Source organism: Vibrio maritimus (genome assembly GCF_021441885.1).
Taxonomy (GTDB): Bacteria; Pseudomonadota; Gammaproteobacteria; order Enterobacterales; family Vibrionaceae; genus Vibrio; species Vibrio maritimus_B.
In genome coordinates, this window is sequence record NZ_CP090438.1 from 2,199,676 (window position 1) to 2,216,640 (window position 16,965).

Consider the following 16,965-nt stretch of genomic DNA (forward strand, 5'->3'; position numbering starts at 1 on the left):
CTATCCACGTGTCACCTCCAAAATTCGTTTTTCCATACCGTTCTTGATTGAGCGAATCACTTCATCGTGATCGGGTGCGAACATGGCGTGCACCACGAGGTGTTTCTTGTCTTCAGTCACATCCAGACTTAAGCTGCCCGGTGTCAGTGACACCATGTTAGCAAGCAAGGTGATCTCAAGATCTGAGGTCACATCAAGCGGGACATAGATAATGTCTGGATCGCTAAGATGTGTCGGCGTGACAACATCCCAGACCACATGAGCCGCAGATACCAGCATCTCGTAGCAGAAGTACAGGAACAGCTTTATAGAAGCACTGAAGCGCTTGAAATAGCTCGACTTAAGTCCAAATGGCTGACTCAACCTAAGAGCGAAGTAACCCACCACGAATCCGGTAACAAAACTCAAGCCTGTGTATTCACCATTGAGTAGCATCCATGCGCCACCCAAAAACACATTCAAAAAGAAATAGTTCATGCACCACCTCCTAGAACAGCATGGACATAAGCACTAGGGTCAAGAAGCTGTTCCGCCGCCGTAAAGGCAAACTGGAAGAAAGGCTCCGCCGCAAAACCAATCACTAACGTCATAGAGGTCAACACGACAATGGGTGCGTAATACAAGGCTCTGGTTTTTTTGCAAAGCTTTTCACCTGAAGTCTCCGCGTTTTGCTTTGACGGTTTGGCCTTCCAGAACACTTCGCTCCAGATCTTGGTCATGGAGAAGATAGTTAATAGACCGACGAATAACGCGACAGCTGCAAGCATGTAGTACTCGTTTTGCAGGCTATCTTTGATAACCAAAAACTTACCCCAGAATCCTGATAACGGCGGGAAGCCTGCCAAGGAAAATGCTGGTACTAAGAACAAGAACGCCAGTAATGGTGTCGCTTTGTACATGCCACCTAATTCACTCAGCTCACTGGTTTGGTGCTTACGTTCAACAAGACCACCAATGAGGAAAAGATTCGCTTTGACGATAATGTGGTGAACGATATAGAAAATCGCACCTGCGAGGGCAAGCGGGGTATACAAGGCAAGCCCCATAACCATGTAGCCTATTTGACTGATGATGTGGAAAGAAAGGATCTTCTTCACATTGTATTGGCTTGCCGCACCCAATACGCCCGTTAGCATGGTAAGTGCTGCCACCCAAATCATGAGCGGTTGCCAGCCACTGTCTGCCAATGGGAATACGAGGGTAAAAACTCTCATTAATGCATAGATACCAACCTTAGTGAGCAGCGCAGCGAAGAGCGCAACCACACCGCTTGGAAGCGTGTGGTAAGAGGCAGGAAGCCAGGCAAACAAAGGAAATAGCGCCGACTTAACCGCAAAGCCAAATAGGAACAACGCCGCTAGCAGAACCTTGGTCTGAGGAGCGATGTCAGCCGCTTTGCTGTGTAAATCTGCCAAACTAAGTGTGCCAGTTGCACCATAAAGTAAGCCGATAGCAAGCAAGAACATGAGTGTCGAGATGAAGTTAAGCATCACATACTTAACCGCACCGTCCACTTGTTGACGATTTGCGTCGAGCACCATCAAACCAAATGATGCAATCAGCATGACTTCGAACCAGACATAAAGGTTGAAGATATCTCCGGTCAGGAAGGCACCATATACACCAGCAAGGAGCACATGAATCAACGAGTGGAACACGCCATATGACGGTTTCTGTTTCAGATCCGCCATCGCATAGAACACACTCACCACACCAATGATGGCCGTGATAACCACCATTGCCGCGGAAAGAAAATCGGCAACGAATACAATACCAAATGGCGCAGCCCATTGACCAAACGCCACAGCCTGAGGACCGTTATCCAGAATACCGTTGATTAAGAACACGCTGCCGAGCAAGGTAAACAGCGCACTCGTGCCGCTTATCGCCTCAGCAAGCTTATGATTGTGTCTCGTAAAGAACACCAAAACGGCGGTCAAAACAGACATGATCACAGGCAAGGTTAACCATATTGACATTACGCCTGCTCCTCAGAATATTTCATTTCATCGATATCCGCTGATTGCGTCTCTTGGTAAGCGCGGTAGAACAGCACCAAAGTAAAGACTAAGAGTCCGAAGCCAATAACGATTGCCGTCAGAATTAACGCCTGTGGCAACGGGTTAGCCGCGTCGACATGCGGTAAAACGGCATCGCCATCAATGAGCGGTGGGTTACCGACCGTTAATCGACCCGCGTTAAAAATAGCTAGGTTGACGGCACTACTCAGTTGGATCAGGCCGAATAAGACTCTAAGCAGATGTCTCTCTAGCATCAGATAGATGCCAGATGCGACAAACACACCAACGACAACACTCCATAACATTTCCATCAGTCCATCTCCTCCGTTACATGGAGGATCATTCCCATCACCCCACCAATGACACCTAGGTAAATACCAATATCGAAAATAAGTGGCGTTCCTAGCGGTAACACGTCTTTCCACCACAGACCTGTCAGGAATGGCAGGTTGAACACTAGACTCACCGCACCGGCAGCAAAACTAATGAAGACCCCCAGCATAGCGATACTAAACGGCGCGTAATGCAGCCTTTCTCGAACATATTGAGGGGACTCAGCGAACATAAGAAGCGATAAGCCTATTACCGCGATAAGTGCGCCAATAAAGCCACCACCCGGTGAGTTATGGCCACGCATCAACAGATACAATGAGAACACCAACATTAGAGCCGCAACAATATGAGACGCCGTGCCCAAGATCAGTGACTTCACTTTTGTGGATGGCACGCTTCCTGGCTTAAGCAAGCTCACGGCACATAGACCTGCCAGCGCGACGACTAACACTTCACCGAAGGTATCGAACGCTCGGAAGTCAACCAGAATCACGTTTACAATATTGCGACCATGACCACCTGGCACACTCTGTTCGTTGAAGAACTGAGATACCGACATGTCCATCGGCTCAGCCGTGATCGAAAGCAGCACCATAGTGACTGCGATACCAATACTGCCTGCTACCAAAGCGTGGATAGTGCGGCGTCCTTTTGAGTGTTGTTTAACCGTCGAGAGCTTAGGCACGTGGCGCATCAACAGAACTAGGAAGACTACCATTAAGGTTTCTACTAGAAGCTGAGTCTTCGCGACATCTGGCGCGCTGTAGATCATGAATACCAAAGTGGTCATGAATCCAATCATGCCAAGTGCGGCCACCGCTAAGAACTTGGTTCTTGAGATAATCACTACAAACGATGAGACAATCAGCAGTGCCGCGACAACGATTTCATACAGCTTGATGCCATCTAAACGACCCGCGAACTGACTGAGCGACATTGGGGTTTGGCTGATAAGCAGTACCGCCAGCGCACCGAACGATAACAGCCCATAGACGCTCATGCGCTTGGTCTGAAGCAGGTTTGTTTGCCACTTAGCAAAGCTCACCATAGCTTCAAGCAAGTGATCAAACACTCGGTTGGCACATGGCAATTTTGGTAGCGTACGTTCTAGCAAGGCGGTAAACGTTGGGTAGACTTTGTACATCAACACACCAAGCAGTAAGGTAATGCCACTGAGAATGAGAGGTGTATTAATGCCATGCCACACTTTCACTGGATCCGGATCAGACACAGGTGCAATGGTCGTTACCCCAGGGATAATCACTTGCTCATTTAACCAACCCAATCCAGCAACAGTTGCAATCACACTGACAATTGCGAGCATAAACGGTGGGATCCACAGACCTTTGTTGATCTCCACAGGCTTAACCTTGGTTGGCTCGCCTTGATGACGTGTCGTAAATGGCTTAATGAGTAGCGCCATGACCAAAGTCACGGTCAACGCGTTCACCAGCACCATCAAAAACACAGCCCAGTTGCTCACTTCTAGCCCCGCTTTATACATGTACTCCTTGCTGAGGAATCCAGGTAGTGGAGGAACGCCTGACGTCGATAGAACCGCAATCACCGCGGCAACAAAGCTTATCTTTAATACTGAGCGTAAACCGCGTAGCTGACTGATCTCACGTGTACCTGCCGCTTTATCGACATTACCTACCACCATGAAAAGGCCCGCTTTATAGAGCGCATGAGCGACGATAAGCATTAAAGCTGACTTAAGCGCTAAGTCACTACCAATACCCAACAAGAAGGTCAGTTTTCCAAGCACGACTGTGGTGCTGTATGCCAACATCAGCTTAAGGTCGGTCTGCTTGAGTGCCATCAATGCGCACCACAAGGCCGTAAACCCACCCATGATCGTCAAGGTGTAGAACCAGAGTTCAGTATGTGCATATATCGGAGATACGACGGCCAATAAGTAGATACCCGCTTTTACCATAGTGGCAGAGTGCAGATAGGCACTGACTGGAGTTGGCGCCGCCATGGCATTGGGTAGCCAGAAGTGGAATGGGAATTGAGCTGATTTTGTCAGCGCACCCAGCAGAATAAGAACCAGAGAAGGCAAAAACAGTGAATGACTAGAAAGCTCACCGGCCTGCGACAAAATGCCAGTTAGCTCGTAACTGCCCGCCATAGAACCAAGCAGAATAAGTCCAGCAAGCAGTGCCAGACCACCCGCACCGGTAATTAACAATGACTGCAGTGCATTCTTTCTAGACTTGAGCGCCTCATGGTTAAACCCGATTAAGAGATAAGAGGTTACGGTCGTCAGTTCCCAAAAGACAAACAGCAACAACACGTTGTCACTAAGAACAACACCTAGCATCGCCACCATAAACGCCGTTAAGTAGCAATGAAAGGCAAATCTTTGTTTATGTTCTCTCAGGTACGCTAGCGCATAAATCTGCACCATAGTCCCTATCCCGCTAATCAAGCAGGCAAACAAAAACGACAGCCCATCGAGTCGAAAACTCAATGCTAGCCCCAAACTTGGGACCCAAGGAAGGCTCCAACGAACGCCTTCAGGGCTGTATAGCGACAACACTGCCGCTAAGATCAGTAACGGAAACAACGCAAAAAGACCGAACCATAGAGATGAGTTTGGCTGCTCCGCTCTAATTGTTTGGTCTTGTGCCCCGCTATTAATGACGGCTCTCTCGATACTCAAGGTAACACTCACTTCTCTCTAACTATTGTGCAACGTATGCGGGTTTATTTTTCGTCCAGATTAGGCTCCCTGATATAAACATCGGAAAATCCGAACCAAAAACCACATATGCACTATAAAAATCGAAGCCAATTCTATCCTTGAGCCGTTCTAAGGTTCTAGGTAGGAACTGTAAAATTCGATGCAAGAGTTAAATAAAGCGTTTCTTTAGATGAGAAAGTTCGACTGTTTGCGCCCAAATATTGCTAATTAGGCAGATTAAATGTCTATTTGTAACGAACTGTCACGAGCAGGCTAGTCATATTACATGACTGAGGTAGGAAGGTTACTAACGAGCGTTAAAAAGCCCGAATTTAAGACTGCTATTCGGGCTTGAAGTTCATTGTTTTACAAAATTATTGAGGGGCTTCAATCTTCATCTCATTCAAACCACCAGCGTTATGAAGCGCTGTAAAGCCTTTGGAAGATAGATATTGCAAGGCTTGACCAGAACGATTGCCGCTGCGGCAATAAAGCACTATCGGTTGCGACTTGTCGAGATTTCCGATGTATTTATCCAATTCCGAAAGTGGATAGTTTACAGCTTGATCAAGATGGTCCTCATTAAACTCTGCTGGTGTGCGGACATCGATAACCATCGCTCCCTCCTCTATCCACTGCCAACCTTGCTGCGCCCTTTCACTTGCTTGAACAGAGCTAAATGCAAACAAAAGGCTAAGCAGAAAACAGTTAACAAATATCTTCATATTCTCTCCTTGGTAATCACGCGAGAAGTCGTCGCAAACTTTGAGTTTAGCGCAGCCTTTCCAGTACGATATTTTGATCTAACTCTTCATGATACGGCTGATAGTCGAAGCCACGATCAAAAATATACGCTGTGACCAAGGAGCGCACACAACTGACCAGCTCTTCTGCCTTCCAAGGTTTCTCGAAATAGTGACTCACGCCAGCAGTGTTAATTGCGGTGATGGTGTCTGAGTGTGTCGCTTGTCCAGTAAGCAACACCTTCTTAGTCTCTTTAAAACGACTGTCGCGCGATAGCTCGGTCAAAAGCTCTACGCCTGTCATACCTGGCATCACATGATCAGACACAATCACAGCAATGCTTTCACCATCTGCATCAAGGTCTTCGATGAGATCCAGCACTTCTTCACCAGACTCACAGTCTTCAATGTTTAGCCAGCTTGATAAGGGTTCAAGATCTTGAATGACGGCACTGAGTACCTCTCTTTGGTCATCAACACAGATGACGTTAAGCTTCTCCATATGCTTCTCCTACTGGTAACTTGACGCGAAAGATGGTGCGAGTCTCATCGCTTTTAACCGCAATGGTCCCCCCTATCTCGCTGACGATTCGTTTTACAATTGATAGTCCTAACCCCAAACCGAATGAGAGACCACCTTTCTTAGTGGTGAAGTTAGGCTGAAAGATTTTTCTGCGTGTTGGCTCATCGATTTCAGGGCCGTTGTTGGCAATCGTGACCAAAATACGCTGATTAACGAACTTAGTTTGAATATTGATATTGGGTGCATCGGTTTGCTGAAGTGCATCACATGCATTCTTTAGGATGTTGCTCCAGATCTGAACATACTCCGTCGACGCACCTTTGATAAGTGGTAGCACAGCGGGCTGCATCCGTACCGAGACTCTTCTTAAATCACTTTGCAGCAGCGCAAGCGCTTTGTTAATTGTATCGTTGATATCTAGAAGCTCATCCGGTTCGCCATCAGTCCGACCCAGCTGTTTTACTGATTTCACGATACCTACAGTGTGCCTAGCGGCAATTTTGAGATCGTGAAGATCTCTACCCATGCCCCAGTACTTTAGGGCTTTAGAAGGATCAGAAAGCCAAGATTCTGGCACCGTGTTATCACCCAAAGCTCTGGCGAGCTGCTTAGCAATATCTCTATCTAAGCGATAGTCTCGTTGAAAGCGCTTCGCAATTCGGCGAACTTCACTCGATGAGACAGCTTGTCCCTGCATAAGTCCTACATCAAAGTAGCCACTTACTTCAGGGTGAAGCTCTTCAAGCAGCTGAAGCAAGTCTTGCTGCATTCGCTCTGTTTTGCTGTTGACCACACCGATGGCGTTATTGAGCTCATGAGCGATGCCTGCAGCAAGCTGACCAAGCGTTGTCATTTGCTCAGCAGTATGAAGACGCTGCAGTGCTTTTTCTTTTGCTAACGCTTCTTGCTTGGCTCTTCTTTGACGCCGTGAGAGCTCATTCACCATCACCGGCATAAACTGCGCACTCAACGGACCGTATTGCTCAGGCTCGACCGGCTCGGTGTGTTTATCAATCCAAGCAAGCGTTACGTCGGTTTTTGCAATAACGGTTGATGACGCCACCCACGTACCCGAGAAAAAGCTGTGTACACCAATGAATGCCCCTTGCGAGGCATTAAACAGTTTGGTGAGCTTGCCATCTTGGTCGCTCTCGAAATATCCCTCAAGTTCCCCTTCTAACACATAATAGAGTCGGTCATTGTGCGCCTCTTGACGAAGCACAACTTGCTCGGCATCGAAAGAGACCTGACGACTTGGCTCTGAAAAATAGTGGCGAACCAATAGATCCATTGGCATTTATCCTATATGTCCTACCGCATGGAGTAGCCATACCAAGACAAAACTTAGCATCACACCAACCACACCTAAAATCACACCCACACGCGCCATTTGACTACTTTGTACATGCCCCGTTGCGTGTGCAAGTGCGTTTGGCGGCGTACTGATTGGCAAAGACATACCAAGTGACGCTGCAAAGGTTACCACCAAAATCAATGTCAGTTCACCACCGAGTGGTGTCAGTGATGTCATTGATGTGCCTAGTGCGGCCATAATCGGCATTAACAAGTTTGCCGTCGCTGTATGCGACATAAAGTTAGCCATTAACAGACAAAGGAAAGCAGCACCAAATAGCACCACATAAGGTGAGAATTCATCAAACGGAATACTATGAACGACTAAGCGAGCCAAACCAGTTTTATCCAGCGCTAGACCCAGCGCGATACCACCTGATACCAACCACAGTACATCCCAGGAGATCTTCTTAAGGTCTTCTTTATTAATGATGCCAGTTAACGAGAAGATAGCGACAGGAATCAAGGCAACCGTGTAAGAGTTCATGCCATGACTCGACCCCATTAGCCACAAGATAATGGTCAGCGCAAAGGTGATGTAAACCATGATGGCTTTTGGCGTTTTGAGGAACTTACCTTTAATCGACAACTCAATTTTCTTTTGGTCAGCCGAGTAAAGAAAGTTAATCAACATCCACGCTAGCGCCATCATCACAACGACAAACGGTACGCCGAATGCCATCCACTCACCGAAGCTAATGTAGTTATCACCGACCAAGTATTTTAGTGCTATCGCATTAGGCGGCGTGCCAATGGGCGTGCCAATACCGCCAATGTTTGCTGCGACTGGGATACACAAAGCAAAGGCGATGCGTCCTGGATCTTTAGGCCCAAACACCGCAATCACAGGCGTCAAAATCGATAGCATCATCGCTGTGGTTGCCGTGTTCGACATAAACATCGAGAAAATACCGGTAATCAGCATCAGGCCAAGCATCACAAACCTAGGATCACTGCCAAATGGTTTAAGCAGTACGCGCGCTAAGTTAACGTCTAGGCGATACTTAGTCGCGGCCATCGCAAGAAAGAAGCCACCCAAAAACAGCATGATAATCGGACTGGCAAAGGTTGCCATGATTTCATTGTAATTAAGAAGCTCACCGAAATGCGCTTGCCCTTCTCCTGACCGAAATAGGTATACCCCCTTGTTTGAGACCAACAAGAGTTCGAGAACGATAATGACAACAGACGTGGCGTAAATTGGAATTGGCTCGAATACCCAGCAGAGTGCCGCCAATAGGAAGATGGCAATGACGCGTTGCTGAACTATGGTCAATCCTTCGAAAGGGAATGCGGATAATGGTAGAAGTAGTACGATCAAGGGGATCGATATCGGAATGATATACTTCAGATATTTTTGCATGATACTGCTCGTCCTGAGAATAGATTACTGTGAGCAGTATCACGCCACTATGCAGCCAACGACTTAGCGTAGGATCAAAGTTTCCTCATAAATATCATCAAGTTTCTTGGAATGTGATTTGAGTATCAATTTAGCTCTGGTTGTATTAACCATTCGCCGATTTTGAAAAAACAACGTCATCCCCTTGAAAAAGGGGATCTCATACAACGCGTGAAAAGCCTGATTGGTGTGACTCCGTCACTGGCTGACAATTAGCCATGCGCTTTAGGAGATCCTCGATTTCTCGAGGATGACGTACTTAGTGGGGATATTGGCAGTTAATTCAGTTTATTTTTGAGGCTTTCAATCACGGACTTTCTGATTGAGCCAAGTCGCGGTGTTTGTTCCTGTGTAAAAGGTATAGGACGCATTAAGCTAACGGTCTTCAACCCTAGACGAGCCGTCACTAAACCCACACCCAAACCTTGTCCAGCACGAGCCGATAGTTTTTCAGCCAAGTTCATCGACAGTATGTCAGCGCTCGACTCAATAGCTAACTCACTCGCGCCAGCAATGGCAATGTTCACCAACACCAATTTAAACAGCTTCAACCTTGACCAATAACCTAACTCTACACCGTAGATCTCAGAAATATGGTCGATCATACGAAAGTTTCGCCACGCGATAAGCAGCATGTCGGCAATCGCTAACGGGCTCAGAGCGACAAGTATGGCAGCCTCTCCAGAGAGCTTAGATACCGATGCCATCGCTTTCTTGTCTTGCTCGGTAAGCACCATAGACTGATACATATCCAGCACTTCAGCATCACTATGGGCGCTATGCACACTGTTTTGCCAGCGATCAAACGATGGGTTTTCTGCAGGTATCTGCGCTTCTTGCGCCAGTTTTTGGCAGAATTTTTCGCCTTTACCGACTGCGTCATTATCCAATAATGCCTGCGCTTCTTCTTGTACCGAAAAATGGTTCTTAAGCTTGCGCAGCTTGAAGAGCTCTTTACCAAACGCGCCGATACCCATAACGGCAACACCGGTGACCAAGGCTGACCAGCCCAAAGATAGGTAGTCACCCGTAGTCGCAGCGGTAATGACGTTATCGATCGCCTGCCAGCCGACAAGACCTGCAAATGCAGTTAGGAAGGTGGTCGCAATCCAGCCTTTCTTACTGCTACCACGAATGGTCTTTTCCAGCTGTTTTTCATCTTCTTGTTCTACCGAGCCTGGCTCAACAGGAACGAAGGTTTGCTCAGGTTCAAACAGTTTTTGGCTGTTCATGTCCAAAGTTTGTTCAACGTTGGACAAATCTTCGTTAAAGACTTTTCTGTTTTTCACATCACTCATCGAAGTTTGTCTCCAATCAAATACTGCATCGCTTTATCAAGACGAATATGACCACAAGGAGCATCTTGTGCACTTTCAAGAGGTCTAAATGAGGTAAACTCAAAGCCGTTTTGTTGCCAAAATTCCGGTTTTGGCAACCTTGCTGGCACATCACCCGGATACAAGGTTAGCGTTTGGTTTTCGAGCGTGGTGCCTCGTAGCGCTGGCGAGCTATCACCACCATTACCAACAAACCCGGCCTCAGTTGCTTGTATTGAAGCAACGCTCATACAACTCATTTCAATATTTTCAAATGCCGTCTCTTGCCACGCAGGGTGAACCATTTGCTGCAACAAACTCACTAAGTTGCCATGCTGGTTCGGTGTCACGTGGTCAGCTTTGGTCGCCGCAAACAGTATTTTGTCGATCCTCGAGGCAAATAAGCGTCTAAGTAGGTTCGACTGACCGTAGCGAAAGCTCTTCATAATCTGTTGAAGCGCTTGCTTCATATCATTGAATGCTTCGTCTCCAGCCATCAAAGGCTGTAGACAATCCACCAGCACGATTTGACGATCAAAGGTTGCAAAATGCTCTTTATAGAACTGTTTAACCACCTTGGTTTGATACTCTTCATAGCGACGTTTTAGCATCGCGTAGCCGCTGCCTTTTTCAGGCTTATCTGTCGACGGCTTGCACGGAAAGAACTGCAGAACAGGTGCGCCTGCGAGTTCGCCGGGTAATACGAATCGACCCGGCTGCACCCAATGTAATCCTCGGTCTTTACATGCAAACAGGTACTCAGTGAATGTTTGAGAAATCTCCGCGATAACTTTTTCATTGGCTTCCGCCGCACCATCAAAACTATCTAGTGCTTCCAGCCATGGTTGTGCACACTCACTTCGAATGCCGGAGAGATTAGCAAACTGAAGTTCACTCCACTCTTCGAAAGTAAGATCGAGCAACGGCAAATCCAGCAGCCACTCCCCTGGGTAATCAATAACATCGATGAAGAGGGTCGACGTCTTACTCAATAAGCGCTTGGCACCTTTGGCTGGCTTGTATTTCACCGCTAGTCGGATTTCGCTGACATCTCGAGTTGGCTGAGGCCATTCAGGTGGCGTCGAGTGCAGTTGCGCCATCGCATCATCATAGGCAAAGCGTGGAACCATTAAATTCGACTGTGGTACTCGCTTCGCGCCGATAAGACGACCGTCCCTCGCACACTCGAGCAGAGGCAAATTATCGTGTGTCGAGGTATGAAGTAGCTGGTTCACCAATGAGGTGATAAATGCTGTTTTGCCCGCCCTAGAAAGACCAGTCACAGCAATTCGAACGTGAGAATCTAGGCTTCGATGCAACAAATCTGAGACTTCTTGACCAATGCGGTTCATTCAACTTACTCCAATACAAATAACGAGGAACAGTGTGCACTATACGAGATTAACCAAATATGAACAAAAAACCCCTGATATTATTCAGGGGCTTAGAGTATTCGGACGTTAGAAAATATTAATCGTCTTCGATGAGTTTGTAGATAACAAACAGAGCAATTTCCAGCAATACGGTCAGCACACACGCCATGGTGACGTATTTTTCGTTGAAGATACTGATCCCGTGTAAAATCAGGTCATAGCCAACAAAGAAACCCACTACTAGTAGTACTGCGATTTGTAATATTTGTATAAATCGAGGCATGTTTGCACTCTCCTTGGTTCTTTTTCTTCAGTATACGCCTGAATTATAGATAAAAAAAAGTGAGTATGTTTTCACACACTCACTTTTTTGAACTCAAACTAGGATGCGCTTTCCGCTTCCGCGATTTTCACTTTCCACGTATCCGGACCGATTTGGTGAGCATTCGCACCACTCGAATCCACCGCGACAGTCACTGGCATGTCTTCGACTTCAAACTCGTAAATCGCTTCCATACCCAAATCTTCAAACGCAACAACTTTCGCCTTCTTGATCGCTTTCGCTACCAAGTATGCAGCACCGCCTACCGCCATTAGATAAACAGCTTTGTGCTCTTTGATTGACTCAATCGCCGCAGGGCCTCGCTCCGCTTTACCAATCATGCCTGTTAGGCCAGTTTCAGACAGCATCATGTCGGTAAACTTATCCATACGAGTCGAGGTTGTTGGACCTGCTGGACCTACTGCTTCATCGCCTACCGCATCTACTGGGCCAACGTAATAGATAAATTTACCTTTAAAGTCGACACCTTCAGGTAGACCTTCACCACTTTCTAACATGCCTTGAATACGCTTATGGGCGGCATCACGACCTGTCAGAATTTTACCCGTAAGCAGCAGCGTCTCGCCTGTTTTCCACTCTTGAACGTCTTCTTTGGTGATCTCATCAAGGTTAACACGTCGCGTGTTCTCACCCGCTTCCCAAGTAATCTCTGGCCACTCTTCCAGTTTTGGTGGCGTGAGTTCAGCAGGACCCGTGCCATCTAGCGTAAAGTGCACATGACGCGTCGCCGCGCAATTAGGAATCATACAAACAGGCTTTGATGCTGCGTGCGTTGGTGCTGTTTTGATTTTAACATCAACAACCGTTGTTAGGCCGCCAAGGCCTTGCGCACCGATACCTAGCTTATTCACTCGATTAAAGATGTCTAGACGCAGCTCTTCTTCCGCATTTTGAGGACCACGGTCGATAAGCTCTTGAATGTCGATGTGTTCCATCAGCGATTCTTTTGCCAGTACCGCTGCTTTTTCTGCTGTACCGCCAATGCCGATACCCAGCATACCCGGTGGACACCAACCCGCCCCCATAGTAGGGAGTGTTTTCTCTACCCACTCGGCGATATCGTCAGATGGGTTTAGCATTACCATCTTAGTTTTGTTTTCTGAACCGCCACCTTTCGCTGCGATTTGAATCTCAACCTTGTCACCCGGCACCATGTTGATATGTACGACAGCTGGTGTGTTGTCTTTGGTGTTGATGCGTTTGCCAGCCGGATCTTTCAGTACCGATGCGCGAAGTGGGTTATCTGGGTTGGTGTAACCTTGACGAACGCCCTCATCAATCATCTCTTGCACGGTAAGATCGCTGTCCCACTGAACATTCATACCAATGTTCACGAAACACGTCACGATACCCGTGTCTTGGCAGATAGGTCGGTGACCCTCTGCTGACATACGTGAGTTGATTAAGATCTGCGCGATAGCGTCTTTCGCCGCTTGGCTTTCTTCCTTTTGATAAGCTTTGTCTAGGGCTTGAACAAAATCGAGAGGATGGTAATACGAGATGTATTGCAATGCATCAGCAACGGAGCTGATCACATCTTCTTTACGAATAACCGCCATTGAATACCTCTTATAATTTTAGCTTCCAGGGTGCCGCACTGTTTGGCCTGTCAAACCCTATCCGTTTCTCTCGAAACAACGAAGAAGTGAGTAAGTACTGCGATTACAGCGCTTAGCATCACTCACTTTAACCATAGTTTTATCAGGGCTAAATGTCCGACTTTTTGTTGTGAAAATATGATACTCTTGCTTTCCACTATGCGCCATGAGTGCGACAACGTTTCTGTCACAGTTTAAGCAAATGAACAAAAAAGAAAGCCAATCTATTCAATTCGTTGACCTGCCTTACCAACCAGATTTAGCCAAACGATACTTCGCGTCCATCGAGCACCTCCCATGGGCGATGCTCTTGAAGTCTTCGACGCTCGAGCACGAGAACAATCGATTCGATATTTTGGTGGCGAAACCAGTGGCGACCGTGCAAACCTTTGGCGCGCAATCTCAAGTTACAGAAGGCGACCTCGTACGCTCTAATGACGAAGACCCGTTCACTATTATCGATCAACTGGTGAAAGCGAAAATTGGCACGCAAGAGCTCACGACTGACTGGCCTTTTATTGGTGGTGCAGTTGGTTACTTTGCGTATGACCTAGGACGACGCGTTGAGCGCATCCCGACGATTTCCGAGCACGATATCAGTGCTCCCGATATGGCTATAGGCATTTATGATTGGGCGCTGCTCGTCGATCATCAAGAACAAAAGGCAGTCGTGGCTGGCGTTAATGTCGCAGCTCAACTGGCATGGCTAAAGAGTCAAAAGCCCAGCGAACGTACGCCGTTTAAACTGAGTAGCGAATGGCAATCAAACATGACGCAAGATGATTACCAGCAGCGCTTCAACTCAGTTAAAGAATACTTAGCGGCCGGCGATAGCTACCAGATTAACCTCGCGCAGCGACACTGCGCTGAGTATCAAGGAAGTGAATGGCATGCCTTTGATGTTCTAGATGAGCACAACCAAGCCCCTTTTAGTGCTTTTATCCGAACAGAAGATACCGCGATTCTCAGTATTTCTCCGGAGCGCTTTTTACAGCTTCATCATCGCGATATCGAAACCAAACCTATCAAAGGGACAAGGCCACGATTTAGTAATGCAGACAAAGATCGTCTCAGTGCAGATGAGTTAGCGAACGCGCCCAAAGATCAGGCGGAAAACTTAATGATCGTCGATCTTCTGAGAAACGACATTGGTCGAGTGGCAAAGCCAGGCTCAGTAAAGGTTCCTAAACTGTTCGAGATTGAAAGCTTTCCTGCAGTACATCATTTAGTGAGTACGGTCGTCGGTGAGCTTGATAATCAATACAGTGCCACAGATTTACTCCGTGCCTGCTTTCCTGGAGGGTCAATAACTGGTGCACCTAAAGTTCGCGCGATGGAAATCATTGAAGAGCTCGAGCCTCACAGACGAAGCGTCTACTGTGGCAGTATTGGATACATCAGCGCACATGGTGTGATGGATACCAGTATCACCATTCGAACGCTGATTGCTACAAAAGGAAAAGTATACGCGTGGGCGGGCGGAGGCATTGTTGCCGACAGTGTTTGTGACGATGAATACCAAGAGACCTATCACAAACTTGGCAAAATTCTGCCTATCTTAGATAGCCTCTAATCCCCAAGAAGGTCCCCACTTCGCCAAAGTCTGAGTAAGGTCTTTGGCGGTATATGGCTTAGAAAGAATATCGTCCATACCTACGTCGTAACAGTTCTGTCGCTCTTCCGACGTAGTCCCTGCGGTTAGCGCTACTATGGGTTTTACATAGCTCGCATCTCGCAAGCGTTTAGTGGCTTCAAAGCCATCCATAACCGGCATTCTACAGTCCATAAAGATAATATCGTATTCCTGATTAGTCGCATGTTCGACCGCCTCAAGACCATTGACGGCTAAATCGGGAGAGATACCCAATTTGCTGAGCATCTTGGTGATAATAACTTGATTCATCTTTATGTCGTCTACGACCAGGACTTTGAGAGATGACAAATCTGGCTCTGCGGCATTGTCCGTCTGCACTTGCTCATTGGCCGCTTGTTGAACCGTCGTCTTGAGCGGTAAAAGAACGTGAAATATCGTACCTTTGCCGAGCTCACTTTCAAGTGAGATGGTTCCCCCCATTAGCTCGACCAATCGACGGCAGATGGCAAGACCAAGGCCTGTACCTTCATAGTTTCGCGAACTCGACCTGTCGGCTTGGGTAAACGGCTGAAATAGTTTTTTCTGCGCGGCCGCGCTAATCCCAATGCCCGTATCGGAAACAGAGATATTTAGCCCGTTGTCGCCATTGCTGACTACAACATCTACTCTGCCCTTGTCGGTGAACTTAATCGCATTACCAATGAGGTTGACAAAGATTTGTGTTACACGCTCGAGATCGCCTTTTATCAGCCTTTGCTCAAAGCCATTAGACTTAATAACAAACCCTATCTGCTTTTCCTGAGCCTTGTGCTCAAAAATGCTTCGCAGCGTGGATTCTAGACTTTTCCAAGTGAAATCTGACTCAATTAGCTCCAGCATTCCTGCATCAATTTTGCTGAAGTCTAATAGGTCGTTAATGATCGATCGTAACAGCTGCCCCGACTGACTCAGGTTGTGATGCAAATCTTTCTGACTATCACTCAACCCAGTATCAGCAAGGAGTTCAACACTTCCTAGCAAGCCGTTCAGAGGTGTCCGCAACTCGTGATTGATCATCGCTAGAAACTCACGAGTAGAACGCTCAGATGCCTCGGCTCGCTCCTTGGATTCGACCAAACGAATGTTGATAATTTGACGCGTTATCGAGCTAGAGAGCAACTCACAAACTAAAGACATCTGGCTACTGACAAAATCCATATCAAAGGTAGATTCATCTACGGCCAACTCAAGTTTTCCGATGACATCTTGCTCGAGTTCAATCGGTATGCAGGACCTGGCTATGTCGTCTTGTTCTCCCAAGGTTAGATAAGACTTAGTTTGATATTGAGATTTTTTGAGTGTGGGTATCGGCTTGCCTGGTAACTCAATAGAACATGCGACATCATCACTGATTTCAGAGAGTTGATTAACTAACTCTATAACCAGAACATCATCAAGATTTGTGCGCAGGAAGGTACGCCCAAAATGGATTAGGATACGTTCTATTTTTTGCTGAAAATCTAAGCGCAAGAAACTTGCTTCAGAGCGAGCTTCCGTCTGCTTTAATGCAACCTCTAACTGCTGATTGGCATTAAAAAGCTCTAAACTCTTCTGTTCTAGAAGAGCCTCTGCCGCTTTTCTAGCTGCAATCTCGCGCTTCAGCTTTCGTTCTATGGCAGAACTACTAGGCATGTCACC

The 16,965-nt window shown here is 47.1% G+C and carries 14 protein-coding genes; 1 reads left to right on the plus strand and 13 read right to left on the minus strand.

What is annotated here, in order from left to right; all coding sequences use genetic code 11:
* The 12 genes from LY387_RS09980 to LY387_RS10035 all read right to left on the minus strand — a co-directional run bounded on the left by LY387_RS09980 (position 1) and on the right by LY387_RS10035 (position 13,655).
* Positions 1–477, minus strand: coding sequence for a Na+/H+ antiporter subunit E (locus LY387_RS09980; RefSeq protein WP_234493977.1), 477 nt, complete (start codon positions 475–477; stop codon positions 1–3).
* The gene (locus LY387_RS09985) at positions 474–1,979 is read right to left on the minus strand and encodes a proton-conducting transporter membrane subunit (protein ID WP_234493978.1); all 1,506 of its coding nucleotides are present in this window, start codon (positions 1,977–1,979) and stop codon (positions 474–476) included. The genes LY387_RS09980 and LY387_RS09985 overlap by 4 nt, the downstream gene beginning before the upstream one ends.
* Positions 1,979–2,332: a Na+/H+ antiporter subunit C gene (locus LY387_RS09990; protein ID WP_042477366.1), complete on the minus strand. Its 354-nt coding sequence runs from the start codon at positions 2,330–2,332 to the stop codon at positions 1,979–1,981. Before LY387_RS09990 ends, LY387_RS09985 begins: the two co-directional genes overlap by 1 nt.
* Entirely contained in the window at positions 2,332–4,974 is a 2,643-nt protein-coding gene (gene mbhE, locus LY387_RS09995) for a hydrogen gas-evolving membrane-bound hydrogenase subunit E (protein ID WP_234496096.1), read from the minus strand. Before mbhE ends, LY387_RS09990 begins: the two co-directional genes overlap by 1 nt.
* 443 nt (positions 4,975–5,417) lie before the next feature.
* Positions 5,418–5,768, minus strand: coding sequence for a rhodanese-like domain-containing protein (locus tag LY387_RS10000; RefSeq protein ID WP_234493979.1), 351 nt, complete (start codon positions 5,766–5,768; stop codon positions 5,418–5,420).
* 46 nt (positions 5,769–5,814) lie between these two features.
* Positions 5,815–6,288, minus strand: a complete 474-nt coding sequence (locus tag LY387_RS10005; protein ID WP_128650052.1) for a response regulator — start codon at positions 6,286–6,288, stop codon at positions 5,815–5,817.
* Complete coding sequence (locus LY387_RS10010) at positions 6,275–7,600, minus strand: ATP-binding protein (protein ID WP_419153408.1); 1,326 nt, start codon at positions 7,598–7,600, stop codon at positions 6,275–6,277. The genes LY387_RS10005 and LY387_RS10010 overlap by 14 nt, the downstream gene beginning before the upstream one ends.
* Positions 7,601–7,606: 6 nt before the next feature.
* A complete protein-coding gene (locus LY387_RS10015) occupies positions 7,607–9,025 on the minus strand; it encodes an SLC13 family permease (protein WP_234493981.1) in 1,419 nt (472 codons plus the stop codon).
* A 317-nt stretch (positions 9,026–9,342) separates the two neighbouring features.
* Entirely contained in the window at positions 9,343–10,362 is a 1,020-nt protein-coding gene (locus LY387_RS10020) for a YcjF family protein (RefSeq protein ID WP_234493982.1), read from the minus strand.
* Positions 10,359–11,732, minus strand: coding sequence for a YcjX family protein (locus tag LY387_RS10025; protein WP_234493983.1), 1,374 nt, complete (start codon positions 11,730–11,732; stop codon positions 10,359–10,361). Before LY387_RS10025 ends, LY387_RS10020 begins: the two co-directional genes overlap by 4 nt.
* Positions 11,733–11,850: 118 nt before the next feature.
* The gene (locus tag LY387_RS10030) at positions 11,851–12,036 is read right to left on the minus strand and encodes a hypothetical protein (protein WP_042477374.1); all 186 of its coding nucleotides are present in this window, start codon (positions 12,034–12,036) and stop codon (positions 11,851–11,853) included.
* A 98-nt stretch (positions 12,037–12,134) separates the two neighbouring features.
* Positions 12,135–13,655, minus strand: a complete 1,521-nt coding sequence (locus LY387_RS10035; RefSeq protein WP_234493984.1) for a fumarate hydratase — start codon at positions 13,653–13,655, stop codon at positions 12,135–12,137.
* Between the two features lie 205 nt (positions 13,656–13,860).
* Between LY387_RS10035 and pabB the strand changes: the two genes are divergently transcribed.
* Positions 13,861–15,267: an aminodeoxychorismate synthase component 1 gene (gene pabB / locus LY387_RS10040; protein WP_234493985.1), complete on the plus strand. Its 1,407-nt coding sequence runs from the start codon at positions 13,861–13,863 to the stop codon at positions 15,265–15,267.
* On the opposite strand, the gene LY387_RS10045 is transcribed toward pabB, so the two are convergent.
* Positions 15,253–16,959: an ATP-binding protein gene (locus tag LY387_RS10045; protein WP_234493986.1), complete on the minus strand. Its 1,707-nt coding sequence runs from the start codon at positions 16,957–16,959 to the stop codon at positions 15,253–15,255. The two genes, pabB and LY387_RS10045, sit on opposite strands and share 15 nt — an antisense overlap.
* Positions 16,960–16,965: the final 6 nt, after the last annotated feature.